The sequence below is a fragment of the Aeromicrobium sp. UC242_57 genome (assembly GCF_044452305.1).
Taxonomy (GTDB): domain Bacteria; phylum Actinomycetota; class Actinomycetes; order Propionibacteriales; family Nocardioidaceae; genus Aeromicrobium.
Window position 1 is genome coordinate 440,980 of record NZ_JBIOAM010000001.1, and the last position, 24,627, is coordinate 465,606.

At 67.5% G+C, this 24,627-nt stretch carries 31 protein-coding genes, 6 pseudogenes and 1 riboswitch; of the genes and pseudogenes, 21 read left to right on the forward strand and 16 right to left on the reverse strand.

The genetic code is table 11. From position 1 onward, the window contains the following. Positions 1-32: 32 nt before the first annotated feature. On the forward strand, positions 33-1,223 hold the full coding sequence (locus ACHMWU_RS02955) for an Ig-like domain-containing protein (RefSeq protein WP_396041588.1): 1,191 nt from the start codon (positions 33-35) through the stop codon (positions 1,221-1,223). A 16-nt stretch (positions 1,224-1,239) separates the two neighbouring features. Here ACHMWU_RS02955 and ACHMWU_RS02960 read toward each other — a convergent pair whose 3' ends face one another. The 7 genes and pseudogenes from ACHMWU_RS02960 to ACHMWU_RS02990 form a co-directional block, all read right to left on the reverse strand. Next, positions 1,240-1,449 carry a DUF2804 domain-containing protein gene (locus ACHMWU_RS02960; RefSeq protein ID WP_396041589.1) on the reverse strand — a complete coding sequence of 70 codons (210 nt, stop codon included), beginning with the start codon at positions 1,447-1,449 and terminating at the stop codon, positions 1,240-1,242. Between the two features lie 7 nt (positions 1,450-1,456). Then, positions 1,457-1,789, reverse strand: a complete 333-nt coding sequence (locus tag ACHMWU_RS02965; RefSeq protein ID WP_396041839.1) for a DUF2804 family protein — start codon at positions 1,787-1,789, stop codon at positions 1,457-1,459. Further along, positions 1,681-2,265, reverse strand: coding sequence for a DUF2804 family protein (locus ACHMWU_RS02970; RefSeq protein WP_396041590.1), 585 nt, complete (start codon positions 2,263-2,265; stop codon positions 1,681-1,683). The genes ACHMWU_RS02965 and ACHMWU_RS02970 overlap by 109 nt, the downstream gene beginning before the upstream one ends. Before the next feature lie 74 nt (positions 2,266-2,339). Beyond that, a complete protein-coding gene (locus tag ACHMWU_RS02975) occupies positions 2,340-4,067 on the reverse strand; it encodes a cytochrome bc complex cytochrome b subunit (RefSeq protein WP_396041591.1) in 1,728 nt (575 codons plus the stop codon). Continuing rightward, positions 4,064-5,113, reverse strand: coding sequence for a Rieske 2Fe-2S domain-containing protein (locus ACHMWU_RS02980; protein WP_396041592.1), 1,050 nt, complete (start codon positions 5,111-5,113; stop codon positions 4,064-4,066). The genes ACHMWU_RS02975 and ACHMWU_RS02980 overlap by 4 nt, the downstream gene beginning before the upstream one ends. Further along, a pseudogene (locus ACHMWU_RS02985) lies at positions 5,110-5,934 on the reverse strand (c-type cytochrome). The gene ACHMWU_RS02980 and the pseudogene ACHMWU_RS02985 overlap by 4 nt, the downstream one beginning before the upstream one ends. Positions 5,935-6,005: 71 nt before the next feature. Continuing rightward, positions 6,006-6,582, reverse strand: a pseudogene (locus tag ACHMWU_RS02990) (heme-copper oxidase subunit III). Positions 6,583-6,666: 84 nt separating this feature from the next. On the opposite strand from ACHMWU_RS02990, the gene ACHMWU_RS02995 reads away from it, so the two are divergent. From ACHMWU_RS02995 to ACHMWU_RS03005, 3 genes are all read left to right on the forward strand, one after another. Beyond that, positions 6,667-6,996 carry a hypothetical protein gene (locus ACHMWU_RS02995; RefSeq protein WP_396041593.1) on the forward strand — a complete coding sequence of 110 codons (330 nt, stop codon included), beginning with the start codon at positions 6,667-6,669 and terminating at the stop codon, positions 6,994-6,996. Positions 6,997-7,119: 123 nt separating this feature from the next. Continuing rightward, a complete protein-coding gene (locus ACHMWU_RS03000) occupies positions 7,120-7,593 on the forward strand; it encodes a hypothetical protein (RefSeq protein WP_396041594.1) in 474 nt (157 codons plus the stop codon). 140 nt (positions 7,594-7,733) lie between these two features. Continuing rightward, positions 7,734-8,123, forward strand: coding sequence for a hypothetical protein (locus ACHMWU_RS03005; RefSeq protein ID WP_396041595.1), 390 nt, complete (start codon positions 7,734-7,736; stop codon positions 8,121-8,123). A gap of 86 nt (positions 8,124-8,209) precedes the next feature. Here ACHMWU_RS03005 and ACHMWU_RS03010 read toward each other — a convergent pair whose 3' ends face one another. The 4 genes and pseudogenes from ACHMWU_RS03010 to ACHMWU_RS03025 form a co-directional block, all read right to left on the reverse strand. Beyond that, positions 8,210-8,506: an Lrp/AsnC family transcriptional regulator gene (locus tag ACHMWU_RS03010; RefSeq protein ID WP_396041596.1), complete on the reverse strand. Its 297-nt coding sequence runs from the start codon at positions 8,504-8,506 to the stop codon at positions 8,210-8,212. Positions 8,507-8,533: 27 nt separating this feature from the next. Next, positions 8,534-8,860, reverse strand: coding sequence for a hypothetical protein (locus tag ACHMWU_RS03015; protein WP_396041597.1), 327 nt, complete (start codon positions 8,858-8,860; stop codon positions 8,534-8,536). Next, positions 8,838-9,776, reverse strand: coding sequence for a GIY-YIG nuclease family protein (locus tag ACHMWU_RS03020; protein WP_396041598.1), 939 nt, complete (start codon positions 9,774-9,776; stop codon positions 8,838-8,840). Before ACHMWU_RS03020 ends, ACHMWU_RS03015 begins: the two co-directional genes overlap by 23 nt. A gap of 85 nt (positions 9,777-9,861) precedes the next feature. Next, a pseudogene (locus ACHMWU_RS03025) lies at positions 9,862-10,185 on the reverse strand (exonuclease domain-containing protein); the annotation flags it as partial. A 206-nt stretch (positions 10,186-10,391) separates the two neighbouring features. On the opposite strand from ACHMWU_RS03025, the gene ACHMWU_RS03030 reads away from it, so the two are divergent. The 4 genes from ACHMWU_RS03030 to ACHMWU_RS03045 all read left to right on the forward strand — a co-directional run bounded on the left by ACHMWU_RS03030 (position 10,392) and on the right by ACHMWU_RS03045 (position 13,138). Beyond that, complete coding sequence (locus tag ACHMWU_RS03030) at positions 10,392-10,625, forward strand: hypothetical protein (protein ID WP_396041599.1); 234 nt, start codon at positions 10,392-10,394, stop codon at positions 10,623-10,625. Between the two features lie 86 nt (positions 10,626-10,711). Beyond that, a riboswitch (cyclic di-AMP (ydaO/yuaA leader) is annotated at positions 10,712-10,892 on the forward strand. Between the two features lie 61 nt (positions 10,893-10,953). Further along, entirely contained in the window at positions 10,954-11,118 is a 165-nt protein-coding gene (locus ACHMWU_RS03035; protein WP_396041600.1) for a hypothetical protein, read from the forward strand. A gap of 20 nt (positions 11,119-11,138) precedes the next feature. Further along, complete coding sequence (locus tag ACHMWU_RS03040; protein WP_396041601.1) at positions 11,139-11,870, forward strand: NlpC/P60 family protein; 732 nt, start codon at positions 11,139-11,141, stop codon at positions 11,868-11,870. Between the two features lie 137 nt (positions 11,871-12,007). Continuing rightward, on the forward strand, positions 12,008-13,138 hold the full coding sequence (locus tag ACHMWU_RS03045) for a hypothetical protein (protein WP_396041602.1): 1,131 nt from the start codon (positions 12,008-12,010) through the stop codon (positions 13,136-13,138). On the opposite strand, the gene ACHMWU_RS03050 is transcribed toward ACHMWU_RS03045, so the two are convergent. The 3 genes from ACHMWU_RS03050 to ACHMWU_RS03060 are packed head-to-tail and all read right to left on the reverse strand — an operon-like array spanning position 13,105 to position 14,719. After that, positions 13,105-13,851, reverse strand: a complete 747-nt coding sequence (locus ACHMWU_RS03050) for an AMP-dependent synthetase/ligase (protein WP_396041840.1) — start codon at positions 13,849-13,851, stop codon at positions 13,105-13,107. The two genes, ACHMWU_RS03045 and ACHMWU_RS03050, sit on opposite strands and share 34 nt — an antisense overlap. After that, positions 13,755-14,270, reverse strand: a complete 516-nt coding sequence (locus ACHMWU_RS03055) for a hypothetical protein (RefSeq protein WP_396041603.1) — start codon at positions 14,268-14,270, stop codon at positions 13,755-13,757. Before ACHMWU_RS03055 ends, ACHMWU_RS03050 begins: the two co-directional genes overlap by 97 nt. Then, positions 14,222-14,719: an AMP-binding protein gene (locus ACHMWU_RS03060; RefSeq protein WP_396041604.1), complete on the reverse strand. Its 498-nt coding sequence runs from the start codon at positions 14,717-14,719 to the stop codon at positions 14,222-14,224. Before ACHMWU_RS03060 ends, ACHMWU_RS03055 begins: the two co-directional genes overlap by 49 nt. A 252-nt stretch (positions 14,720-14,971) precedes the next feature. Between ACHMWU_RS03060 and ACHMWU_RS03065 the strand changes: the two genes are divergently transcribed. From ACHMWU_RS03065 to ACHMWU_RS03085, 5 genes are all read left to right on the forward strand, one after another. Continuing rightward, positions 14,972-15,409 (forward strand): SRPBCC family protein, encoded by a 438-nt coding sequence (locus ACHMWU_RS03065; RefSeq protein ID WP_396041605.1) that lies wholly within the window; start codon positions 14,972-14,974, stop codon positions 15,407-15,409. A gap of 68 nt (positions 15,410-15,477) precedes the next feature. Continuing rightward, positions 15,478-15,702, forward strand: a complete 225-nt coding sequence (locus ACHMWU_RS03070) for a hypothetical protein (protein WP_396041606.1) — start codon at positions 15,478-15,480, stop codon at positions 15,700-15,702. Further along, the gene (locus tag ACHMWU_RS03075; protein ID WP_396041607.1) at positions 15,699-16,403 is read left to right on the forward strand and encodes an ROK family protein; all 705 of its coding nucleotides are present in this window, start codon (positions 15,699-15,701) and stop codon (positions 16,401-16,403) included. Before ACHMWU_RS03070 ends, ACHMWU_RS03075 begins: the two co-directional genes overlap by 4 nt. 13 nt (positions 16,404-16,416) lie before the next feature. Further along, on the forward strand, positions 16,417-16,647 hold the full coding sequence (locus ACHMWU_RS03080) for an ROK family protein (protein WP_396041841.1): 231 nt from the start codon (positions 16,417-16,419) through the stop codon (positions 16,645-16,647). Continuing rightward, positions 16,647-17,684 carry an ROK family glucokinase gene (locus tag ACHMWU_RS03085; protein WP_396041608.1) on the forward strand — a complete coding sequence of 346 codons (1,038 nt, stop codon included), beginning with the start codon at positions 16,647-16,649 and terminating at the stop codon, positions 17,682-17,684. Before ACHMWU_RS03080 ends, ACHMWU_RS03085 begins: the two co-directional genes overlap by 1 nt. Here the strand turns inward: ACHMWU_RS03085 and ACHMWU_RS03090 are convergent. Both ACHMWU_RS03090 and ACHMWU_RS03095 read right to left on the reverse strand, forming a co-directional pair. After that, complete coding sequence (locus ACHMWU_RS03090; RefSeq protein ID WP_396041609.1) at positions 17,590-17,976, reverse strand: hypothetical protein; 387 nt, start codon at positions 17,974-17,976, stop codon at positions 17,590-17,592. The genes ACHMWU_RS03085 and ACHMWU_RS03090 overlap by 95 nt on opposite strands. Continuing rightward, positions 17,969-18,733 (reverse strand): alpha/beta hydrolase, encoded by a 765-nt coding sequence (locus ACHMWU_RS03095; RefSeq protein ID WP_396041610.1) that lies wholly within the window; start codon positions 18,731-18,733, stop codon positions 17,969-17,971. The genes ACHMWU_RS03090 and ACHMWU_RS03095 overlap by 8 nt, the downstream gene beginning before the upstream one ends. 89 nt (positions 18,734-18,822) lie before the next feature. Here ACHMWU_RS03095 and ACHMWU_RS03100 point away from each other — a divergent pair, with 89 nt between their 5' ends. The 8 genes and pseudogenes from ACHMWU_RS03100 to ACHMWU_RS03135 all read left to right on the forward strand — a co-directional run bounded on the left by ACHMWU_RS03100 (position 18,823) and on the right by ACHMWU_RS03135 (position 24,558). Continuing rightward, a complete protein-coding gene (locus ACHMWU_RS03100) occupies positions 18,823-19,575 on the forward strand; it encodes a lysophospholipid acyltransferase family protein (protein ID WP_396041611.1) in 753 nt (250 codons plus the stop codon). 62 nt (positions 19,576-19,637) lie between these two features. After that, positions 19,638-20,573, forward strand: a complete 936-nt coding sequence (locus ACHMWU_RS03105) for an ABC transporter ATP-binding protein (protein ID WP_396041612.1) — start codon at positions 19,638-19,640, stop codon at positions 20,571-20,573. After that, positions 20,573-21,349 carry an ABC transporter permease gene (locus ACHMWU_RS03110; protein WP_396041613.1) on the forward strand — a complete coding sequence of 259 codons (777 nt, stop codon included), beginning with the start codon at positions 20,573-20,575 and terminating at the stop codon, positions 21,347-21,349. The genes ACHMWU_RS03105 and ACHMWU_RS03110 overlap by 1 nt, the downstream gene beginning before the upstream one ends. Before the next feature lie 17 nt (positions 21,350-21,366). Then, positions 21,367-21,513: pseudogene (locus ACHMWU_RS03115) on the forward strand (MerR family transcriptional regulator); the annotation flags it as partial. Between the two features lie 64 nt (positions 21,514-21,577). Further along, positions 21,578-22,081: a hypothetical protein gene (locus ACHMWU_RS03120; RefSeq protein WP_396041864.1), complete on the forward strand. Its 504-nt coding sequence runs from the start codon at positions 21,578-21,580 to the stop codon at positions 22,079-22,081. Positions 22,082-22,182: 101 nt separating this feature from the next. Further along, positions 22,183-22,611: pseudogene (locus tag ACHMWU_RS03125) on the forward strand (6-phosphofructokinase); the annotation flags it as partial. A gap of 64 nt (positions 22,612-22,675) precedes the next feature. Beyond that, positions 22,676-23,200 carry a 6-phosphofructokinase gene (locus ACHMWU_RS03130; protein WP_396041614.1) on the forward strand — a complete coding sequence of 175 codons (525 nt, stop codon included), beginning with the start codon at positions 22,676-22,678 and terminating at the stop codon, positions 23,198-23,200. 21 nt (positions 23,201-23,221) lie between these two features. Next, positions 23,222-24,558, forward strand: a pseudogene (locus ACHMWU_RS03135) (class II 3-deoxy-7-phosphoheptulonate synthase). Positions 24,559-24,627 lie beyond the last annotated feature (69 nt).

The following is a 24,627-nucleotide window of genomic DNA, read 5'->3' on the forward strand; positions in this document are numbered from 1 at the left end:
GATGATTCCCCATCCCCACCTAGACTGTGGAGATGGGGAATCGTCAGTTTCTGGGCCGGTCAGTATGGGCAGGATGGGCCGTCTGTGGTCTGCTGGCGGCGTCGGCCTGCACAGCCGGAGCCACCAAGGATGCCGGCGCTCCTGAGTCGGCCGACGAGCCGATTGCGCTGACGCCCAATGTGCAGCCCGGAGAGACCGACATCGCGGTCAGCACCCGGGTCAAGGTGATTGCCGAGGACGGCAAGGTGACTTCGGGGAGCCTGCAGACCGCTGATGGCGCGACCAGCATCGCCAGTCGGATCGACGACCACGGCTGGACGGCGCGCGAGCGACTCGAGCCCGGCACGTCGTACAAGCTGAAGGTGACCGGAACCGGTGACGACGGCAAGGACGACACGGTGACCCGGTCCTTCACGACCCAGCAGCTGACGCTCGACCAGCAGACCTACCCGTCTGTCGCTCCATTGGCCGGAGAGACGGTCGGGGTCGGCATGCCGGTCATCGTGCGGTTCGACCTACCGGTCAAGAATCGCGCGCTGTACGAGCGACACATGGCCGTCACGACCGACAAGGACGTCGAGGGCTCGTGGACGTGGTTGAGCGACAGCGAGGCGCACTACCGCCCCAAGCAGTACTGGCCGGCGAACACCAAGGTCAACGTGCGGCTACGCCTCAACAGCCTCCCGGCCGGCGGCGGCGTCTACGGCCAGCAGGACCAAGACGTCAGCTTCAAGGTCGGCAGGAAGGCCGTGACCGTCGTCGACGTCGCCAAGCACCGACTGCGGTACACCGTCGACGGCAAGACGATCCGCCGCATCCCCGTCACGACCGGGGACGACGGCCACCGCACCCGCGAGGGCATCAAGGTCATCATGGAGAAGTTCTCGTCGATCGACATGGATGCCGCGACCACCGGAGTCGACTCAGAAGATCCCGGCTACTACAACATCGCCGACGTCCGGTGGGCGATGCGGGTCACCAACTCGGGGGAGTTCCTGCACGCAGCACCCTGGTCGGTCGGCTCGCAGGGCGTCGCCAATGTGAGCCACGGCTGCACCGGCATGAGCACCGCCGACGCCAAGTGGCTCTACGACCGCTCACGTCGCGGTGACGTGATCAAGTACGTCAACAGTCCCCGCACGCTCGAAGATCGCAACGGCTGGACCGACTGGAATGTCTCGTGGCGTGACTGGGTGGCCGGCTCAGCCCTGCAGACGTCCTGAGCGGGCCCCAGGCCCGTCACCACCGGTTGTGGACGTCCTCGGCCCAGCCAGTGACGTCGGCGAGCTCGACCCAGTGGCCTTCGTCGTCCTGTACTCGGCCGGCCCACGTGCCGAAGCACTGGTGCGTCTTGGAGGCGAAGACCACGAAATCGACCGTGGACGCCTTGAGGTGGAAGGGCGTGAACGTGAGCTCCACCGTTGACCCCGTGACCCGCCACGGCGCCATCCAGTCGTCAGGGGGAGTAGTCCCAGACGAGCTCCTCGCTGATCTTGGTCAGGTGCCCGTCGACCAGAAGCGAGTTCTCCACCGAACCGGTGCCATCGGTCCACTGGCCGCCGACCTGGATGCCGATGACCCGGTCACCCACGCGGCCGGATCCGGCACCCCAGTTCCAACAGACCGAGTACGGCCAGCGTCCTCGCCCGTGGTCGAGAGTGGCCCACGAGTCACCCTCCCTCACCTCGACGGCCACGCCATCGATCCAGATCGTGCCCGTTGCGGGTCTGGCGACGTCCTTGACGGTGTACTGGAACAGCCGGTCGGTCCAGGGCACCACGACACCCAGGCACTCATGCCTCGCTGGCCGGTGGGCCACGATGTCGATCCGGACCCGCGAGCCGTGTGCGCGCAGCCGAGTTCCCCGTCGACCTCATCGATGTCGACCGTCACCTGCTTGGTGCGCGAGCGGACCGGGCCCGCTCCGAGCGTGCCGGGCAGGCTCGCACTGCCGCCGAGCAGACCGATCGCGTCATGTGCGATCGTCTCGCCCGTCGTCCGGTCGAGCAGCCAGATGCTGTGCACGGCTGCATAGTCGAGGCTGGACACGACCAGCGCCACGACGTGCGTCGGTGTCGTGACGGCCCAGTACTCCCAGCGCTTGTTGCGGCCCTTGCCTCGGCGGCCTGCTCCCACGCCGTCGGTCGTGATCAGCGGGGTCCTGGTCCACCCCACAGCTGCTGGGTTGAGGCGGCCGTCCGGCAGGGTCAGCGACACCGGCGCGGTGATCTCCCGCTCGTGCACGGCGATGGGGGTGGGGGACACGTCTTCTCGTCTCTTGTGACAACTGTGCACGAAGCCCCCGCCAGCTGCTGCTGACGGGGGCTTCGACGGATGTATCAGTGGACCTTCGGGACTCCGGTCTCGGAGACTCCCTGGAAGTCCTCGCCGAGCTCGACCGGGTGACCGTCATGGCCAGCCAGGTGCTCCTCAGCGTGGTGCACGTCATCGACGGTGGGCTTGTCGAGAGCTCCGTCGTAGTACAGCGTGCGGGGCTTGGCGCGCACCTTGGCCATGCGGCCGTGAGGTGCAGCCACGCCGTTGGCGTCGGTCTCGGCCGGAGCCTCGAGCACCGGCAGGCGCTCGTGAGCCGTCAGCGAGTACTGGTTGCTGACCGGCAGCGGGGCGTGCCGCTCGGAGAAACCGCCATCGGGCGAACGCTCGATGACACCTGTCTCGTAGCCGTGCAGGATGCGGTTGGCATCTGCGCGCTGCAGTCCGATGCAGATCCGCTTGGTGATCATGAACGCCAGGACCGGCACGACGAACAGGCCGACTCGGCAGAACCACGTGATCGTGTTGAGGCTCAGGCGGTACTGCGTCGCGATGATGTCGTTGCCGCCAGCGATCCACAGGACGCCGTAGGCCGACATGCCCGCGACGATGAAACCGGTGCGGAACGGCGCGTTGCGCGGACGCTCGAGCAGGTGGTGATCACGCTTGTCGCCGGTGATCCACTGCTCGATGAACGGCCAGAACATGCCGGCCGTCAGGAACAGACCAGGCAGGATCATGCCGGGCAGGAACACGCTCCAGCTGAACGTCCAGCCGAAGATGTCAGTCTCGAACGGCGGCATGATGCGCACCGCGCCCTCGACGAAGCCCATGTACCAGTCGGGCTGCGAACCGGCCGTGACCTCGGAGGGGTTGTACGGACCGTAGGCCCAGATCGGGTTGATCTGGATGACGGCACCGATGATCGCCAGGAAGCCGAACACGATGAAGAAGAATCCACCGGCCTTGGCCGCGTAGACCGGGAGCATCGGGTAGCCGACGACGTTCTTCTCGGTACGACCGGCGCCGGGCCACTGCGTGTGCTTGTGGTAGATCAGCAGCAGCATGTGAGCGCCGATCAGACCGAGCAGCAGCGCCGGGATCAACAAGATGTGAGCCATGTAGAGGCGCGGGATGATGACGTCGCCGGGGAACTCGCCACCGAAGATGAAGAACTCGGCGTACGAACCGACGATCGGGATCGAGCGGATCAGTCCGTCGACGAAGCGCAGGCCCGTGCCGGACAGCAGGTCATCGGGCAGCGAGTAGCCGGCGAAGCCTTCGACCAGACCGAGCAGCAGCAGGGTCAGACCGATCAGCCAGTTGATCTCGCGCGGCTTGCGGTAGGCGCCGGTGAACATGACGCGCAGCATGTGCACGATCATGGCGGCGACGAACAGCGCTGCGGCCCAGTGGTGGATCTGCCGCATGAGCAGACCACCGCGGATGTCGAACGAGATGTCGAGCGTCGACTTGTAGGCCGCCGACATCTCCAAGCCCTGGAACGGGGTGTAGGAGCCGTGGTACGGGACCTCGACCATGCTGGGCTGGTACCAGAACGTCAGGAAGACGCCGGTCAGCAACAGGACGACGAAGCTCCAGAGGGCAATCTCGCCCAGCATGAAGGACCAGTGCTCAGGAAAGACCTTGCGGAGATTCTTCTTGGCGACGCCGGCCAGGCCGAGGCGATCGTCGAGCCAGCCCACAGGTCCGGCGGCCTTCTTGCCGAACGGAGTGTCCTGGATAGGGGTGCTCTCCGGCTTCTGCGGAGCGCTCTGCTCAGTCGTGCTCATGACTTATCATCCAACTTCTTCTGGTCACGGGCCAGTTCTGGGTAGCTCGGAGCGACGATCTCGGGGAAATCGCTCATCGCGATCAGGTATCCCTCGTCATCGACTCCCAGAGGAAGCTGGGGGAGCGGGCGAGCAGCGGGACCGAAGACGACCTTGCCGTTGTCACCGAGGTCGAAGGTCGACTGGTGGCAGGGGCACAGCAGGTGATGGGTCTGCTGCTCCCACAGGCTGATCGGGCAACCGACGTGCGTGCAGATCTTGGAGTAGCACAAGATTCCGTCGATGCCCCAGTTCTCGCGGCCCTTCGACGGCGTGATGTCTTCGGGGCGCATGCGCACCACGATGATCGAGGCCTTCGACTTGGCCTGCAGCAGCGGGGTGCCGTGCAGCACGCGGTGTCCGTCTTCATCCACTTCGTAGACGATCGCGGGCTGGCCGTTGACCAGCTGGCCGACCTGGAGGTCGGACGGCTTGATCGGGGTTCCGGTGACGTCGTTGACCAGGCGCATGCCCTTGGCCCAGACGGTCTCGCGCTGGCTGTGCGGAAGCGGACCGAGATCGCGCAGCAGCACGATGGCGGGCAGGCCGAGGGCACCCACGGCGCCCAGCAGCGTGTTGCGGATCATCGGACGACGTCCGATGCCAGCTTCGGCAGCGCCGTCGCTGATGTCCTTGAGCACTGCGGCGCGATCTTCGGGAGAGGACGCCGACGGGTGGCGCATCTCGACCATCTCGTGATCGCTCATGAGCTTCTTGGCCCACTGGATGATGCCGATGCCGATCAGCATCATGGCGCCACCGAGGGTCGCGCCGAACGTGAAGTTCTGCGCAGACCAGCCGAGGAAGGTCTGGTCCTTGTCGATCGTGAAGTAGGCGACGCAGAAGCCGACCGCGAGCAGCGTGGCCGCGACGAACATGCCGGAGATGTGACGCTCGGTGCGGCGTGCCGCCGACTCGTCGACGTCCTGCGGGCGGTACTGGTGCTCGGGAAGACCCGGATCCCTGATCGGCTCGGTCTCGGCCACCGGCTCCAACTCGTCGCTCATCGCTTCTTCACCCTTGCTCCGTGTGCGCCGATCCAGATGGAGGCGATGACCAGTCCACCGATGCCGATGATCCAGATGAACATGCCGTCGACGACGGGGCCGTGGCCACCGCCACCGATTCCGCCCCAGTTGGGCTCGTCCTGCACGCGCTTGATGTAGGCGATGATGTTGCGCTTGTCCTCAGGCGTGATGACGTCGTCGGAGAAGACGGGCATCTGCTGGGGACCGGTGATCATGGCGCCCGCGATGTGCTGGGCGCTGACGCCCTTCAACGACGGTGCGTACTTGCCGCCGGGCATGGCTCCGCCGGCGCCAACCGAGTTGTGACATGCCGTGCAGTTGGAGCGGAACAGCTCGCCGCCCTCACGGATGTCTTCGATCGTGGCGTCCTCGATGTTGGTGTACTCCTCGCCCGGGATGGCCGGGCCGGGTGCCAACGAGGCGACGAAGGCCGCGGCTGACGAGTTTCTTCCTCGTCGTACTCGGGGGTCTTGGACGGTGCCTGGGGCGCGGTCTGTGCCATGGGCATACGACCGGTGCCGACCTGGAAGTCGACGGCCGCAGCTCCGACACCGATCAGGCTGGGACCGTAGTTGCCGCCCTTTTCGAGTTTCGATGCCGGTGGCGTTGACGCCGTGGCAGCTGGCGCAGCCGACGAGGGACGAGCCACGGCCGGCCTCGACATCATTGGCAGTGGCTTCGGCGGCCGTGGCCGGCTTCGGCGCGAATGCCGCATACAGCCCTCCGGCAACGACGAGCCCCAGAAAGAGGACGACGAAGCCAGCTAGTGGATGCCGGCGTCTGGTGGACAATTTCCGCACCGAGAACTCCATTCCTGAAAGTAGTGCGAGCGTACCTTTCGGCACACTGGAGAGCTGAACTGAGGCAAGCCTTAACGGATGAGGTAGACCGTGGCGAACAGGCCGACCCACACGATGTCGACGAAGTGCCAGTAGTACGACACGACGATGGCCGAGATGGCTTGCTCGTGGGTGAACTTTCGGGCGGCGAACGTACGGCCGATCACGAGGAGGAAGGCCAGCAGACCACCGATGACGTGGATTCCGTGGAAGCCGGTGGCGAGGTAGAAGAGGCTGCCGTAGGGGGAGCCGGCGATCGTGACGTTCTCGTGCACGCTCGGCGTACTCCAGCGCCTGGCCGCCGATGAAGATCGCGCCCATGATGTAGGTCAGGATGAACCACTCGCGCATGCCCCACTGGCTGAACTGCCAGACGCGGCCGGTGCGGCCGGGCTTGCCCGCTCAGCGGCGAAGACGCCGAACTGGCAGGTGACCGACGACAGCACGAGGATCGTGGTGTTGGCGGTGGCGAACGGGATGTTGAGCTTCTCGGTCTCCTGCGCCCACAAGCTCCCGGAGAAATGTTCCGGATCGTGAAGTAGGCGGCGAACAACGCCGCGAAGAACATGGCTCGCTCGCGAGCCAAACGATGGTCCCGACCGTCACCATCGAGGGACGGCCTTCCTGGCCGTGAAGTCGGGAAGCAGGAATCACAGATGTAGTCGCCACGGGTTCATTATGTACGATCACCTTGTGAGCGAGCACAAGCCCCTGCGTGTCCTGGTCTACAGCGATGATCTTAGTGTCCGCGCTGCGGTGTTGTCGGCGCTCGGCGCCCGTCCTCACCCCGATCTGCCTGCCTTCGAATATGTCGAGTGCGCGACCGAGCCGGTCGTGTTCCAGCATCTCGACGCGGGCGGCATCGATGTCGTGATCCTCGACGGCGAGGCTGTGCCCGCGGGCGGGCTCGGGATCGCGCGCCAGATCAAGGACGAGATCTTCCAGGCACCTCCGGTGCTGGTGCTGACCGGACGCCGCAGGATGCGTGGCTCGCCACGTGGTCGCGTGCCGAAGCGGCGCTGACGCACCCGATCGAGCCCATTCGCCTCGCGGAGGTCGTCATCGACCTCGCGCGTGGTGTGTCCTGCAGCCCAGTTGAGCGGCGATCAGGTGACGCACTCCTGGCCTCAGGTCCTGACAGGGCTGGTGGCCCGATCCGATCTCGACGCCTCGTCGACGTCGTGGGCGATGGACGAGATCTTGTCGGGCAACGCCACGGCGGCCCAGATCGCGGGCTTCGCGACGGCGTTGCGCAGCAAGGGCGAGACGCTGGCCAAGCTGCAGGGTCTGGTCGACTCGATGCTGCAGCACGCCACGAAGCTGTCGGTGCCCGGCCGGGTCGTCGACATCGTCGGCACCGGCGGAGACATGGCCAAGACCGTCAACATCTCCAGCATGTCGGCGGTCGTGACGGCCGGCGCCGGTATCGGTGTCGTCAAGCACGGCAACCGGGCGGCGTCGAGCGCCAGTGGCACGGCCGATGTCTTCGAGGTGCTGGGGGTGCGGCTCGACGTGGCCGCCGACCAGATCGTCGAGGGTGTTCGACCGGGCCGGCATCACGTTCTGCTTCGCACCGGTCTTCCACCCGTCGTTCCGGCACACGGGGCCGGTGCGCCGTGAGCCGGCATCCCCACGACGTTCAACTTCCTGGGCCCTCTGGTCAACCCGGCGCTGCCCGGTGCTTCGGCGATCGGCTGTGCCGATGTGCAGATGGCCCCGCTGATGGCCGGGTCTTTGCCGCTCGCGGCGCGGACGCTTTCGTGTTCCGCGGTGACGACGGCCTCGACGAGATCACGACGACCACCACGACGCGCGTCTGGGAGGTCTCGGGTGGCTCGGTGACCGAAGGGTTGCTCGACCCGCGCGAGCTCGGCTTCACGTTGTCGTCGGCCGATGCGTTGCTCGGCGGTGATCCGACCTACAACGCCGATGTGTTCCGGCGCATCGTCGGCGGCGAGGTGTCGGCGGTGCGCGATGCGGTGCTGCTCAACGCGGGTGCCGCGATCGCTGCCCACGCCGCTGAACCCGGGACGTTGTACGAGCGGCTGGCTGCCGGAATCGAGCGCGCCCGGGAGTCGATCGACTCCGGCGCCGCCGCCGCGACGCTCGACAAGTGGGCGTCGGCCACCCAATCCCTCGCCCCCCGCTGACGAGGTAGTTATCGCCCTCCGACGAGGTGGTTGTTGCCCGGAGGTCAGGGCAGCAAGTGCCTCCTCAAGGGGCGACAAGGACCTCCTCAGCGGGGGGCAGAGGGGGTTAGAGGCCGATGCTGAAGGCGTCTTCGAGGTCGTGGTGGCTGTAGGCCCGGTACGCGATTTGGGTTTGCGTTGTTACCACGCCTTCTACCTTGTTCGAGCTGATCGGCGACGACCTTGGCGACGTCGTCGATGTCGCGGACCCGGACCATGGCGATCAGGTCGAGCTCGCCGGTGACCGAGTAGACCTCGCTGACACCTTCGATGTCGGCGATCTGCTCGGCGATGTCGGACAGCTGCGCGACCTCGGCCTGGATGAAGACGATGGCGGTGATCATGTGCCCACCTTAGCGGCGCGAACCCGATCAGCCCGGCTGCTGGAGCTGCTGCCAGGACGAGCTGGCCTGCTCGAAGGGCTGCAGGTGCCGGGCCGCGCTGGCCAGCGGCGTGTGCCACGCGCCGCGCACCATGCGGACCGCGCCGGAGTCGAGCCAGCGCCGGACAGTCTCGGTCTCCTCGACCGTCGCCGAAGGAGCCGGCCCGAAGCCGCCGGGCACTGTCTCGGCAGCAGCCGTCAGGGTGTCGACCCAGGCTGCGGGGTGGGTGCCACGCGGCAGGATGCCGGCCGCAGCGAGGCGTCCGTGGCGGATGACGTGGATCTCCCAGCCGTCAGGGTGCGGTGCGGCGGCCACGAGCTCGGGCAGCTCGGTCGCTGGCGCAGCTGCTGGGTGCGCACGACACCGCGCAGGAAGGACGCCAACCGGTCGCGCCACATCGCTGCGTCCTCGAACCGCTCGGACCGGGCGAGGTCGAGCATGTGCGCACGGACCGTGGAGACGGCTCGGCCGGATCGCCGGTCATGGCCCGGCGCACCCGGGACACCTCGGCGGCGTACTCGTCGGGATCTGCCGCGCCATCGCACGGCGACAGGCAGTGGCCCATCTCGGCGAGCGCACACGCTGACTTGCGTGACTTCTGGGCCAGACGCGGCGTGCACTGCCGGATGCGGAACGAGTCGTGCAGCGCGGTCAGCGCCCCTTCGGCATCGGAGCGGCCGCGGAACGGCCCGATGTAGTCGGCCTCGTCGTCGAGGACGGTGCGGACGATCGACAGTCGGGGCCACGGCTCTCGGGTCGGCTCGAGCCAGCTGAGGCGTTCGGGGAAGCGCGACCGGCGGTTGTACGGCGGTCGATGCTTGCCGATGAGTCGCAGCTCGCGCACCTGCGCCTCGAGCGCCGTCGCGCAGACGATGCCCTCGATGCGCTGGGAGAGCATGATCATCTCGCCCATGCGGGTGCGCGTCTCGGCCTTGGTGAAGTAGGAGCGGGTGCGGGTGCGGAGGTTGCGCGAGGTGCCGACGTAGAGGATGTCGTCGTTGGCGTCGCGGAACAGGTAGACCCCGGGCTTCTCGGGCAGGTGCTCGGCGAGATGGCGCTTCTTGCGCTGCTCGGGCTTGACCTTGGACGTGTAGCTCGAGACTTCTTCGAGCGTCGTGACGCCCAATGGGCCGAGGCGCTCGAAGAGGCCGTGCAGGACGTCGACCGTGGCGCGAGCGTCGGACAGCGCGCGGTGGTTGGGCGTCGTGGTCGCCGAGAACGCCGCGGCCAAGGTCGAGAAGCTTGCAGTTGGGCACTTCTTCGCGGCTCAGGACCCGCCGGGCGATGACGGCGGTGTCGAGCGTCTCGAAGCCCGGCCACGGGATGCCCAGCTCTCGGCTCGCGTGCTTGAGGAAGCCGACGTCGAAGGGCACGTTGTGGGCTACCAGGACCGAGCCGCGGGCGAACTCGAGGAAGCTCGGCAGCACCTCGGCGATGCGCGGCGCGTCGACGACCATCCGGTCGGTGATGCCGGTCAGCACCGTGATGTAGGCGGGGATGATCTCGTCGGGGTTGACGAGCGACTGGAACTCGCCGAGCACGACGCCGCCACGCACCTTGACCGCACCGAACTCGGTGATCTTGGAGCCCTTGGCGGCCGACCCACCGGTGGTCTCGAGGTCGACGACGCAGAACGTCACGTCGGCCAGCTGGCGGCCGAGCTTCGTCGAAAGTTCCTTGGACTGCTTCCACGTCGCTCAGGCTAGGCGGCGGCACCGACAAGGCCGCTCGTCGACGCGCCGGGACGACCCGCTTCCTGAGTTCTGCGGCGTTTCTGTCGGAGGTGACTCCTAGCGTGAAACACGTTCCCGATCGACGGGATCGCCATCCTCACAGGAGGTGCCACATGCATCAGTCCCATCCCGCTGACTCGGTCGTCGTCGACTGCGACAGCTGCCTCGTCCGCTCAGCCAGCGCGTGCGGTGACTGCGTCGTCACCTTCCTTCTCGGTGCGCCGCCAGCCGGTATCGAGATCGACGCCGAAGAGATGGCCGCGCTCGACGTGCTGTCCGAGGCCGGCCTCACTCCGCCGCTGCGTCTCGTGACCCCGGTTGCCGGACCTGAGATTCAGGCAGGGTGAAGCGGCGGTTCAAAGTTGATCTGCCCCTGCAGGCACCTACAGTGGTGACTTGTGCGTCCGGTGAACACCGACCCTCCAGGCCAGTGTCGGACGCATCGTCGAGTCGCCGCAGTCATGGGGAAGATGTCTGGGACGAACCGGGGAACCACGTAGGTGGGGTGAATCGGTGTGCGCCGGTCCTTGTCGTTCGAAGGATCCAGTGCTCGCCGTAGGGCAATCCGAGGCCCGAACCCGTCAGCTTACCCGGTAGACGTCGAGGATGTAGGAGTACTACGTGCAGATGCCAGGTGCTTGGTCGCCCCGTCGCGGAGCGATCGCAGTAGCAACCTTGTCCATCACGGCCGCGATGTTCGCGTTCCCGTCCGCCCAGGCAGAGCCTGCCGTCACCGTCAAGGACGTCGAAGCCGCCTTCCATGACGTCGAGGCGATGAACGAGCAGGTCAACGCGCCGGCTCCGACGCCAAGAAGACCCAGTCCGAGATCGACGACCTGACGGTCGACATCAAGCGGCACATGGCGTCGTACAACCGGCAGAAGCAGCAGCTCGGCGACGCGATCGTCCAGCAGCAGCTCGACGCGCCGCTCGGCACGACGGCCAGCCTGCTCGGCAGCAACGACCCCGACGAGTTCATCGAGGGCCTCGGTGCCGTCCAGGCGCTCAACAGCACCCGCGCCGATGCGCTTGCCGAGTTCGGCGAGACCAGCAAAGAGCTGAAGAACCGCCGCGCGCAGCTCAAGGACCGCAAGGACGCGCTCGACGAGGCGAAGCAGGACGCCGACGCCAAGCGTGCGCAGATCCGCAAGAAGTACGAGGCCGCCAAGGCCCAGCTCGCGCGACTGGATGCGCTCGAGCAGAAGAAGTTCAACGACAGCGACGTCGACCTCGACTTCGACCCGAAGGCATCGGGCCGGGCCAAGACCGCGATCAACTTCGCGCTGGCCCAGCTGGGCGATCCCTACGTCTACGGCGGAACCGGCCCCAACAGCTGGGACTGCTCCGGACTCGTCATGAAGGCTTACGCGGCTGCCGGCGTCAGCCTGCCGCGGGTCGTCGGTCCGCAGATGTCGGCCGGCAAGAGCGTTCCGTTCAGCGCGCTCCAGCCCGGTGACCTGGTCGCGTACGCGAGCATGTCGCACATCGGCATCTACCTGGGCAACGGCAAGGTCGTCCACGCGCCGCGTCCTGGCAAGAGCGTCGAGATCACGAGCCTGAGCGGCTTCTCGGTCGCTGCGCGGGTCGGCTGACCCCAGCTTGGCTGAGGAGCGCCGTCCGTGGCTGTCGCCCAATGTGGTGGCGCTGCTGGTGCTGGCGCTCCTGGCCGCTGGCGTCGTGCTCTGGCAGCGACCCTGGTCCCGGCCCGGTAGAGCCGGCCGACAGGGTCGTGATCCCGGCCGACGCTTCCTCTCGGCTGACCGCCCAGCTGCGGGCTGCCTCATCCGCCCAGGACGAGGCGTCATTCGTCGAGGCGTTCGGTGACGACCGCCGTGCCCGGTCCTTCGCCCGGACGGCCTGGAGCTCGTTGTCGGCTCTCGATGCGAGCGACGTCGAGCTGCGGTACATCAGCGGCGGCGACGTCGCCGATCGCGACGACGGCTCGGCTCAGGCCGTTGCAGAGGTGAGCTGGCGGCCGGGCGCTGCCAGCGGCCTGTACCCCGGCACGCTGCACCGGGCGTCCGTCGCGTTCCGGGTCGTGCCGCATCGCGACGGGACGTTCGCGATCGTCGACGCCGCTCCCCGCACCGGCTTGCTGCCGATCTGGTTGATCGGCGACGTCACGGTCGAGCAGGTCGACAGCGCGGTCGTGATCTCGATCGACGGCGGACGGGCAGATCACCCGGTCGGTGAGCTCGCCGCGCGCGCCCACAAGACCGTGGCCCGGGTGCTGCCGAAGTCAGCACGCACAGACGTCGTCGTGGTGGCGGCTCGCACCTCGCAGCAGATGGCGTGGGCCATCGGCCAGCCGGTCGACGCGGTGCAGCAGATCGCCGCCGTCACGACCCGCCTCGACGTGGCCGACGCTGCGGCCCAGGACGCCGTGATCGTGCTGAACCCCGAGGTGTTCGCCACGATGGACGAGCGGGCCGCCCAGGTCGTGCTGAGCCACGAGGCCGTCCACCAGCTGACCGCCGCGGTCGGCACGAGCTCTGAGACCTGGGTCGTCGAGGGATTCGCCGACTACGTGGCGCTGCGGGACGACACCGCGCCGCTGTCGGTCAGCGCGGGCCAGATCCTCGCCGAGGTCACGGCCGGCCAGGTTCCGATACGTCTGCCGCGCCCCAGCGACTTCGACGCGGCGGGTCGGGGGCTCGGCGCGGTCTACGAGTCGACCTGGCTGATCTTTCGGATGCTCGCCGAGCAGCACCCCGAGTCAGACCTCGTGACGTTCTACGAGTCCGTCCTGTCGGGCACCGACATTCGCACGGCTCTGCGCGAGACGTTCGACCTGACCGAGCAGCAAGCCACCGCCCAGTGGCGCGACTACCTGACGAAGAGCGCCTCGACCGTGTCGTGAAGATCGCGCAGCACCGCGGTGCGCTTGACCTTGAACGACGGCGTCAGGTACCCGTTCTCCTCGGTCCAGTCCTCGGTGAGGATCTTGAACTTGCGGATCGACTCGGCCTTCGAGACCTGCGTGTTGGCATCGTCGACGGCCTTCTGCACCTCGACCAGCAGATCGGGATCGTCGAGGCTGCCGGTCCACGTCTCGGTGTCGATCGTGATGAGCGCGGCGATGAACGGCTTGCCGTCGCCGACGACGAGGCACTGGCTGACATAGGCGCTGGCACGGACCCGGTCCTCGAGGATCGCGGGGGCGACGTTCTTGCCGCCCGCGGTCACGATGATCTCCTTCTTGCGACCCGTGATGCGGATGTAGCCGTCGTCGTCGATCTCGCCCAGGTCGCCGGTCGCGAACCAGCCGTCGGCGTCGATCGCCTCAGCCGTGGCGGCCTCGTTGCGCCAGTAGCCGGTGAAGACCTGAGGTCCGCGGAAGCTGAGCTCACCATCGTCGCCGACGCGTACCTCGGTGCCGGCGAACGGCTTGCCGACTGTGCCGATGCGGATGTCGGTGGGGCGATTGGCGCACAGGGCGGCAGTCGTCTCGGTGAGTCCGTAGCCTTCGATGATCGTCACGCCGATGCCACGGTAGAAGTGCGCCAGACGTTCACCCAGCGGCGCGCCTCCGGAGATCGCGTACTCGGTGTGGCCGCCCAGTGCGTCGCGCAGCTTGCCGTAGACGGCTTGTCGAACAGCGCGTGCCTGGCGCGTAGCGCGAGACCGGGCTTGCCGGTGTCGAGTGCGCGGCTGTAGGCCATCGCGGTCTGCGCGGCGCGGTCGAAGATCTTGCCCTTGCCGTCGGCGTACGCCTTGCCGCTCGCGGTGTTGAACACCTTCTCGAAGACCCGCGGCACGCCCAGGACGAAGGTCGGCTGGAACGTCCCGAGGTGGGTCACGAGATCCTTGACGTCCGCGGTGTGCCCCAGCTTGGAACCACCGCGGATCGCGCCGACCTGGATGATGCGGGCGAAGACGTGGGCGAGGGGCAGGAACAGCAGGGTCGAGGCGCCCTTGGAGGCAAACAGCTCGGGCAGCTCGTTCAGCGCGCTGCTGAGCCGTAGCGGAAGTTGCCGTGGGTCAGCATGCATCCCTTGGGACGCCCTGTGGTGCCCGACGTGTAGATCAAGGTGGCGAGCGTCTCGCTGGTCAGAGCCGCACGGCGGGCCTCGACGGCCTCGTCGGTGACATCGGCGCCCAGAGCACGGATCTGGTCGAGCCCTCCGCCGTCGATCGTCCAGACCTCGCGCAGGTCGGGGGAGTCGGCACGCTTCTCGGCCACGCGGGCCGCATGTCCGTCGTTCTCGACGATGGCGACGACGGATCCGGAGTCGGACAGGATCCAGGCGATCTGGGACGCCGACGACGTCTCGTAGATGGGGACCGTCACGGCTCCGACCCACCAGATGGCGTAGTCGGTGACAGTCCACTCGTAACGGGTCTTCGACAGCAGGGCGACCCGGTCGCCGGCGGCGATACCAGCACCGATCAGGCCCTTGGCCACGGAGATGACATCGGCATGGAACTCGCCAAGCGTCACGTCGACCCACGACTCGCCGTGCATCCGGGCCAGGGCGACGTCATCGGCATGCGCTTCGAGGCGGTCGAGGACGTCGAGGCTGAGGTTTCCCAGATCTGTCTAAGAGGCTGCGTCACATGCTGAGGCTACTATCACGCGGCTGCCGTGGGCCATGTGGCCGTCAGCGTGTCAGGGGCCGGACTCCCGGCGCGGCTTCAGGGCCGCAGAGCCACTAGCATGGGTGCAACACGGTCGGCCGGACAAGGAGGGGTGATGGCGCGTACCACCAGCGACATCGTCATTGACGCCCCAGCCGCTCAGATCATGGACGTCATCGCCGACTTCGAGTCGTATCCGGTGTGGGCGACGGGGGTCAAGGTCGCCGATGTCCTCGTGCCCGGTGCAGGCGGCCGCGCTGAGCAGGTGCACTTCGTCCTCGACGCAGCTCCGATCCGCGACGAGTACGTCCTCGGCTACACCTGGGAGGGCGACCGCTCGGTCTCCTGGACCCTGGCCAAGCCGGGGGCGATGCTGACCTCGACCGACGGTGCCTACGTCCTCGACCCCTTGGGCGCCGAGCAGACGCGGGTGACGTACCAGCTGGCCGTCGACGTCTCCATCCCGTTGCTCGGGATGTTGAAGCGCAAGGCCGAGAAGGTCATCATCGACGCCGCCCTCAAGGGGTTGAAGAAGCGGGTCGAGGGTCTGTGACCCCACCCGACGCAGACTCCGCAGACTTCGGCGCTGGCCGACCGGACGACTCCGAGGCTGTCGGATCGATGGCCGAGGAGGCCTTTCGGCTGTTTCGTGCCGTCACGTCCGGAGATTCTGCGGAATCGACCGAGCACGTGTGCAGCACGGGCTGGTGCCCGGTCTGCCAGGTCGTCGGCTTCGTGCGCCAGAACCCCGAAGCCGTGACAGCGGTGACCCACTCCGCCGCCGCCTTCGCCAAGTCTTTGCGTGATCTGGCCGACGTGGCCCTGTCTCCCCAGGAGGATCAGTGAGCCCTGCGATCGGCGTCGACATCGGCGGGACCAAGATCGCTGCCGGACTGGTGTCGGAGACAGGCCAGATCCTGGCCTCCGACGCCGAGCCGACCCCCGACGACTCGTCGCGGATTCCTGCGATCGTCGCCGACCTCGTCGATCGGCTGGCCCGTGATCACGAGCCTGTGGGAGTCGGGATCGGCGCGGCGGGATTCGTCGGCGAGGATCGCTCGACGGTACGGTTCGCACCCAACATCGACTGGGTCAGTGAGCCGCTGGGCGCACACGTGCGAGAGCTCGTCGATCTACCGGTCGTCGTCGAGAACGACGCGAATGCCGCCGCGTGGGGCGAGTTCAGGTTCGGCGCCGGCGAAGACACCGACGACCTGCTGCTGATCACTGTCGGCACCGGCATCGGCGGCGGGATCGTCCACCAGGGCCAGCTGTTCCGGGGTGGTTTCGGCGTGGCCGCCGAGATCGGTCACATGCGGATCGTGCCCGATGGCATCTTGTGCGGCTGCGGCCAGCACGGATGCTACGAGCAGTACGGCAGCGGCAGCGCACTCGTGCGGGAGGCCCGCGCCCGGCTGGCGAGCGAAGATCCCGGTGCCGCCGCGCTGGCGGCGCTCGCCGCTGGCGATCCCGAACAGATCACCGGCCCGGCGGTGACCCAGCTGCGCGAAGGACGGCGACCCGCTGGCGATCGAGCTGCTCGGTGAGCTCGGCCGCTGGATCGGAGAGGGTGCGGCGGTGCTGGCCACGATCCTCGATCCCAGCGTCATCGCGATCGGCGGAGGTGTGTCGGCGGCGGGCGATCTGCTGCTCGAGCCTCTCGTCGCCGCCTACGAGGCACATGTTCCTGCACGATCCCATCGACCGGCGGCGGCAGTGCGACTGGCCGCCCTCGGCAACTCGGCCGGCATCATCGGTGCCGCCGATCTCGCCAGAGTGGAGCCTTTGTAGTGGCAGACAGCTCAGCCGTCGGAATCGACATCGGTGGCACCAAGATCGCTGCAGGAGTCGTCGACGAGGACGGACACGTCCTGGCCCGGCTCAAGCGGGAGACGCCGACGACCGACCCGTTGGAGGTCATCGACGCGATCGCCAGCATCACCGAGGAGTTCCGCCGCGAGCACCACATCCGGGCGATCGGCGTGGGCGCGGCCGGATTCGTCGACGCGACGCAGTCGACCGTCCTGTTCGCCCCGCACCTGGCCTGGCGGCACGAGCCGTTGCGCGACTCGGTGGCCCGGCGCACCGGGCTGCCGGTCCTGGTCGACAACGACGCGAATGCGGCAGGCTGGGCCGAGTGGCGGTTCGGAGCGGCCCAGAACGAAGCCGATCTGGTCCTGATCACGCTGGGCACCGGAATCGGCGGAGCGATCGTGATCGACGGTCAGCCCTACCGCGGACAGTTCGGCATCGCCGGCGAGTTCGGTCACATGCAGGTCGTGCCGAACGGCAACCAGTGCGAGTGCGGCAACAGCGGGTGCTGGGAGCAGTACGCGAGCGGACGGGTGCTGACCCGTCGTGCCCGCGCGGCCGCGACCGAAGGAACCGAGTTCGGCAAGATATTGCTGGCCGAGGCCGATGGCGTCGTCGAGCGCATCGAGGGACACCTGGTCACCAAGCATGCTCAGGCCGGTCTGGCCGAGCCCATCGAGTGGATCGCCGACGTCGGTGACTGGCTGGGTGTCGGCATCGCCAACCTGGCAGCGGCACTCGATCCGGGGATGTTCGTGATCGGTGGCGGCGTCAGCGACGCCAACGAGTTGCTGATCGGTCCGGCACGGGCGGCGTTCTCACGCACGTTGACCGGGCGAGGCTACCGCGCCGAGGCGCGCATCGTCCGCGCGCACCTGGGCCCCGAGGCCGGTCTGATCGGTGCTGCCGACATGGCCCGACTCACAGCACGGCGCCGTCGTCCGGCCAATCCCTCCGCGAGGGCCCGTGTTCGGGCAGCTGCAAAAAAAGGTATGTCGCCGAAGCCACGAAGATGAGCGCGGCCGCGGCCAGGACGGGACGGTCGAGGTAGATGTGCGCGACCGTCGCGAGCACCAGCGACAACGGCGCGCCGACGACTCCGGCCCAGGCCAGCAGGATGCCCCGGCGACGGGGGATCAGCGGTGTCGGGTCGACGCGACGGTAGAACGGCTCCTCGTCCTCGATCGGGTCGTCGACCTCGGCCTGGGGGACCGGGTCGGGCACGACCGGGTCGGCGGGCTCGTCGGGAAACGACAGGTCGAGGTCGAGGCCCTCGACGATCTTGTCGAACTCGTCGCGTTCAGCCACGAGCGGACCCCACGTGCTGGGCGATGAACGCGTCGGTGCGTTCGAAGATCAGCTCGGCGTCGTGGTCGAGCGTCGCGACGTGGAAGCTGTCGGTGGGCTCGACGAGCTCGGTGACCTGCGAGGAGACCCCGCCGAGGATGATCGCCTGAGACGTCTCGTCGACGACGTGGTCGTCGGTCGACCGGAAGAACAGCAGCGGCTGGGTGACCTTGCCGAGCCCCGCCCGGACCTCCTTCCACATCGTCACCTGGGACGCGAGCGCCTTCAACGGGGTCTTGTCGTAGCCGATCTCGTCCTGGCCGGGCTTCTTGATGTCGTTGCCGATGCCGGGCATCGCCGGGACGATCCACTGCAGCAGGGGCACGAGCTTGATGTCGAGACGCTTGACGTTGACGGCAGGGTTGACCAGCACGAGGGCGTCGACGTCGTCGGGGCGTTGCTGGGCCAGACGCAGGGCGAGGCAGCCGCCCATCGAGAGGCCGGCGACCACGACGTGATCGCAGCTGGCGCGCAGCTGCGTCAAGGCGGTGTCGAGCTCTCCGTACCAGTCGTGCCAGCGGGTGCGGTTCATGTCCTGCCAGGTCGTGCCGTGGCCTGGCAGTCGCGGCACGGCGACGGCATGGCCCTGGTCGGCCAGGTGCCTGGCCCAGGGTGTCATCGAGGCCGGCGAGCCGGTGAACCCGTGGCTCAGCAGAACGCCGACACGTCCGCCAGGGGCGGCGAAGGGCTCAGCCCCCGGCATCACGGTGGAAGTCATGCCGCCATCATCCATCATCGCGCGGCACGATGTGCAGCCTCGTGCGTAGTGTTGTACAAAACGTGCGCCGGTCAGAGTAGTGTCGGTCCGTGTTCTATTGGTTCTTGAAGTTCCTCGCGCTGGGTCCGTTGCTGAAGCTGATCTTCCGACCGTGGGCCGAAGGCACCGAGAACGTCCCCAAGGAAGGCGCCGCGATCCTCGCGAGCAACCACCTGTCGTACAGCGACTGGCTGTTCATGCCGCTGGTCATCCCGCGGCGGGTCACGTTCGTGGCGAAGGCCGAGTACTTCGAAGGCGTCGGCATCAAGGGCTGGCTGCAGAAGACGTTCTTCTCCGGGGCAGGTCAGGTGCCGATCGACCGCACGAGCGGATCGGCTGCGGCTGGTGCGATCAAGACACAGCTGCGACTGCTCGCCGATGGCGAGGTCTGCGGCATCTACCCCGAGGGCACCCGGTCGCACGACGGCCTGCTGTACCGCGGACGCACCGGCGTGGCCCGGTTGGCGCTCGAGGCCGGGGTGCCGGTCATCCCGTTGGCGGTCATCGGCACCGATGTCGTCGCGCCGCCCGGCAAGATCTTCGGCGAGTTCGCCCGCCCCGGCGTCCGGTTCGGCAAGCCGCTCGACTTCAGCCGCTACGAGGGCATGGAGGACGACCGCTACATCTTGCGCGCGATCACCGACGAGATCATGTACGAGATCATGCGGCTGTCGGGGCAGGAGTACGTCGACCTGTACGCCCAGGACGCCAAGAAGCGCGACCAGGCGCGTGAGAAGGAAGCTGCCAAGGAGGCGGCTCGTGCCGAGGCCGACGAGGTGTGGGAAGAGATCAAGCCCGAGTAGTCCGACCTGGCTGAGACAGCGACTTGACCCTGACGCAGGGTCAACCCGTGACGATGCTGTGCATGGACACATCTCATGCGATCTCAGTCGCCGGCCTGACCAAGGCCTTCGGTGATCACGTCGTCCTCGACGGCGTCGACCTGGTCGTTCCCGAAGGCAGCGTGTACGCGCTGCTGGGGCCGAACGGATCAGGCAAGACCACGACGGTCAACATCTGCTCGACGCTGCTGACCGCTGATGCGGGCCAGGTCCGTGTCGCCGGACATGATGTACGAACCGCAGCCGACCAGGTGCGCCGCTCCATCGGGGTGACGGGGCAGTTCTCGGCGATCGACGAGTTCCACACGGGCCGGGAGAACTTGCAGCTGATGGCCGATCTGTTCCATCTCGACCGGAGCCGGGGCCAGGCTGCGATCAACGAGCTGCTCGAACGGCTCGACCTGGTCGACGCAGCCGGCCGTCGGGCCCAGACCTACTCGGGCGGGATGAAGCGCCGCCTCGACCTGGCCATGACCTTGCTCGGCTCACCGCGAGTCATCTTCCTCGACGAGCCCACGACGGGGCTGGATCCTCGTAGCCGCCGTGAGCTCTGGCAGATCGTCCGGGAGCAGGTTGCGGAGGGGGTCACGGTGCTGCTGACGACGCAGTACCTCGACGAGGCCGACCAGCTGGCCGATCGGGTGGGGGTGCTCGACGGCGGCAGGATCGTCGCCGAGGGAACACCGGCCGAGCTGAAGAGCCAGGTTCCCGGCGGTCACGTCGACGTGCAGTTCACCGATGCGGCGGCCCTGGCGGCCGTGGCAGCACAGGTTCCTCACGCCACCGCGAGCAGCGAGTCCCTCACGCTGCGGATGGCGCATGACGGGGTGGCCTCCTTGCGCCGTCTTCTCGCGCTGCTCGACGATGCCGACGTGGCTGCGTTGAGCATCCACGATCCTGACCTGGACGACGTCTTCCTGGCCCTGACCGGCCACCCGCACCAGACGGAGGCAGCGTGATGATCCGCGACTCGGTGACGATGTTGCGGCGCAACCTGCTGCACTGGATCCGTTATCCCTCGCTCGCGATCATGCTGGTGGCGCAACCGATCGTGTTCCTGCTGCTGTTCGTCTACGTGTTCGGCGCCACCATGGGCGCCGGGCTGCCCGGTGTCGCAGGTGGTGACCGTGGCGACTACCTCACCTACGTCACTCCGGGCGTCATGGTGATCGCCGTCGCGAGTGTCGCTCTCGGCACCGCTGTCGAGGTGGCACTCGACATGACCGGCGGGATCATCGCGCGCTTCAGGACGATGGACATCGCCCGGTCCTCGGTGCTCACCGGGCACGTGCTGGGCGCCGTGCTCAAGACGATGCTCGCGGTCGCCGTGACGCTGGCCGTGGCGATCCTCCTGGGCTATCGCTCCAGCGCAGGAGTCGGCAGCTGGCTGCTGGTCGGGGTTCTGCTCCTCATGATGAGCAGTGCCTTCACCTGGCTGACCGTGGCGATGGGGCTGGCGGCCGACAGCGTCGAGGCAGCCAGCAACACGCCGATGTTCCTGGTGCTGCTGCCGTTCCTCAGCAGTGGGTTCGTGCCGACAAATGCGATGCCCTGGGGGCTGCGGCAGTTCGCGGAGCACCAGCCGTTCACACCGATGATCGACAGCCTCCGAGCCCTGACCAGCGGCGCAGGTGCCGGTCAGGGCGTGTGGCTCGCGATGGGATGGTGCATCCTGATCGGCGTGCTCGGCTACGTGTTGTCGCGCAAGCTGTTCACCAGGGTCCCGACACACTAGAAGGGCAGGCTCCTGACATGCTCACGATCGGTCAGATCGCCGCACATGCCGGTGTCACGGTTCGAGCGGTGCGCCACTACCACGCCAAGGGCCTGCTGCCCGAGCCAGAACGGGATCCCTCGGGATATCGACGCTACGATGCCAAGGCGGTCGTCGACCTGATCAAGATCCGGACGCTGGCCGATGCCGGGGTGCCGCTGGCTCGGGTCGAGGAGCTGTTGCACGCCGATGACACGGAGTTCTCTGCCGCCGTCGCGCAGATCGACATCCGGCTGCGGGCCGAGATCCGGGGAGCGGCAGGAGCACCGTGGGCGCATCGCCAAGCTGGCTGCCGGCGACAGCCTCGCCCTGCCACCGGAGGCGGTGGCCTACCTGGAGCAGCTCAGGTCGCTGGGAGTGTCAGAGCGCATGATCGAGGGAGAGCGAGACGGGTGGATCCTGCTGGCCGCGCACTCACCCGACCAGATGGCGCTGTGGATGGAGTCCAAGTTCCAGCAGCTGAAGGATCCCGAGGTCATCGCGCTCTACCGCACGTTCGAGGACCTGGTCGAGTGGGCACCCGACGACCCCCGGCTGCCCGCGCTGGCCGATCGTCTTGCCGCGAACATCGCTGCAACCGACCTCGATCAGCAGGACGGTGAGCTGACGATCCCCGCCGAGCTGATCGAGCTTGCTCGACCAGTACTTCCTGCAGCTCGGTTCCGGCCGGCGCCACCCTCGTCCGGTTGCTGAAGGAACGGGGCTGGTCCGGATGGACGCAGTTCGAGCCGGTGCCGGTCGACATGGCCTAGGGTCGTCTTGACGACGACTTGGGAGGTCTGATGCGCGTTGGCATGCTTACCGGGGGAGGCGACTGCCCCGGGCTCAATGCGGTCATCCGGGGCGCCGTGCGCAAAGGGGTCGCGACCTACGGCGACGAGTTCGTCGGCTTCCGCGACGGCTGGCGAGGGCCGCTCGAGAACGACACCATGACGCTCGACGTCGAGGCTGTGCGGGGCATCCTGCCGCGCGGCGGGACGATCCTCGGCTCGTCGCGCACCAATCCGTTCGCGGTCGACCAGGGCGTCGAGCGCATCAAGGAGAACCTCGCGGCGCACGGCTGCGACGCCCTGATCGCCATCGGGGGAGAGGACACGCTGGGCGTGGCCACCAAGCTCGCCGAGCTCGGCGTCGCGGTCGTCGGGGTGCCCAAGACGATCGACAACGACCTGTCTGGCACCGACTTCACGTTCGGCTTCGACACTGCGGTCAACATCGCGACCGAGGCGATCGACCGGCTCCACACGACGGCGGAGTCGCACCACCGGGTCCTGGTGGTCGAGGGTCATGGGCCGGCACGCCGGCTGGATCGCCCTGCACAGCGGACTGGCGGGCGGAGCCAACATCATCTTGATCCCCGAGCGCCCGTTCGACATCGACAAGGTGTGCGCGCAGGTCGAGAGCCGGTTCGCGACGCACTACGCGCCGATCATCGTGGTCTCCGAGGGAGCGGTGCCCGCCGAGGGTGGCACGATGTCGCTCGTCAGCGGCGACAAGGACGCCTTCGGGCACGTACGGCTCGGTGGGATCGGCGACCGGCTCGCCAGCGAGATCGAGCGGCGCACCGGCAAAGAAGCCCGCACCGTCGTGCTGGGACACGTCCAGCGCGGCGGATCACCCACGGCGTTCGACCGCTGGCTCGCGACACGGTTCGGGCTGCACGCGATCACGGCAGTCCACGACGGCGACTTCGGGACCATGATGGCGTTGCGGGGCACCGAGATCGCACGGGTTCCGCTCGCCGAGGGCACCGCCGTGCTCAAGACCGTGAGACCAGACCTCTACGAAGAAGCCGAAGTCCTCTTCGGTTAGGGCGCGCCGTAGACTGGGGTGGTGAGCATTCCTAGCCTTGACGAACTCCATGCGATCGGTGCTGCCCAGCAGCCCACGTATGTCGACCCTGCTGCCCGCGACGCCGCGGTGCAGACGTTGCGCCGGATGCCACCTCTCGTTTTTGCAGGCGAGTGCGATGCGCTGCGCGATCGTCTGGCCGAGGTCGCCCAGGGCAAGGCCTTCTTGCTGCAGGGCGGTGACTGCGCCGAGACGTTCGAGGGCGTCACGGCCGAGAACGTCCGCAACAAGCTGCGGGTCCTGCTGTCGATGGCAGTCGTCCTGACCTACGCCGCGAGCGTCCCGGTCGTCAAGGTCGGACGCCTGGCAGGTCAGTACGCCAAGCCTCGCTCGAGCGACACCGAGACCCGCGACGGCGTGACGTTGCCGGCCTACCGTGGCGATGCCGTCAACGGCTTCGACTTCACCCCCGAGTCGCGTGCCCACGATCCGCAGCGTCTCGTCGACGTGTACAACGCGTCGTCGGCGACCCTCAACCTCGCCCGTGCCTTCACGACCGGTGGCTACGCCGATCTTCGGCAGATGCACGCCTGGAACACCGACTTCGTCAAGAGCAGCCCCGTCGGCGAACGCTACGAGCGCATCGGTGCCGACATCGACCGTGCTCTGGCGTTCATGGACGCGATCGGCGTCGACCCCGACGAGTTCCACACCGTCGACTTCTTCTCGTCGCACGAAGCCTTGATCATGGAGTACGAGCACGCGCTGACGCGCATCGACTCGCGCACCGATCAGCCCTACGACGTGTCGAGCCACTTCGGTGTGGATCGGTGAGCGCACCCGTCAGCTCGACGGCGCTCACGTCGCTGGCTGAGCCGCATCGCCAACCCCATCGGGGTCAAGCTCGGCCCGACGACGACCGCCGACGACGCGATCGCGTTGTACGAGAAGCGATCCTTGACCGTATCCCGGCAAGATCACCTTCATCACCCGATTCGGCGCCAAGAAGATCCCGCGAGGGTCTGCCGAATCTGGTGGAGAAGGTCACTGCTGCGGGTATCGAGGTGGCCTGGGTGTGCGATCCGATGCACGGCAACACCTTCGAGACCAGCAACGGGTACAAGACGCGCGAGTTCGACGACGTCATCGACGAGGTCCGCGGCTTCTTCGAGGTGCACCGTGCTCTCGGCACGTGGCCCGGTGGCCTGCACGTCGAGCTCACTGGTGACGACGTCACCGAGTGCGTCGGCGGCGGCGCTCGGCTCTCGGCCGAAGACCTGACCCACCGGTACGAGACGCTGTGCGATCCGCGTCTCAACCGGGCGCAGAGCCTCGAGCTGGCGTTCCTCGTGGCCGAGATGCTCGCCGGTCGCGACTAACCACCCCTCCCACCCCGCTGAGGAGGTAGTTACCGCCCCCTGACGAGGTTGTTGCTGCCCTCAGGGAGG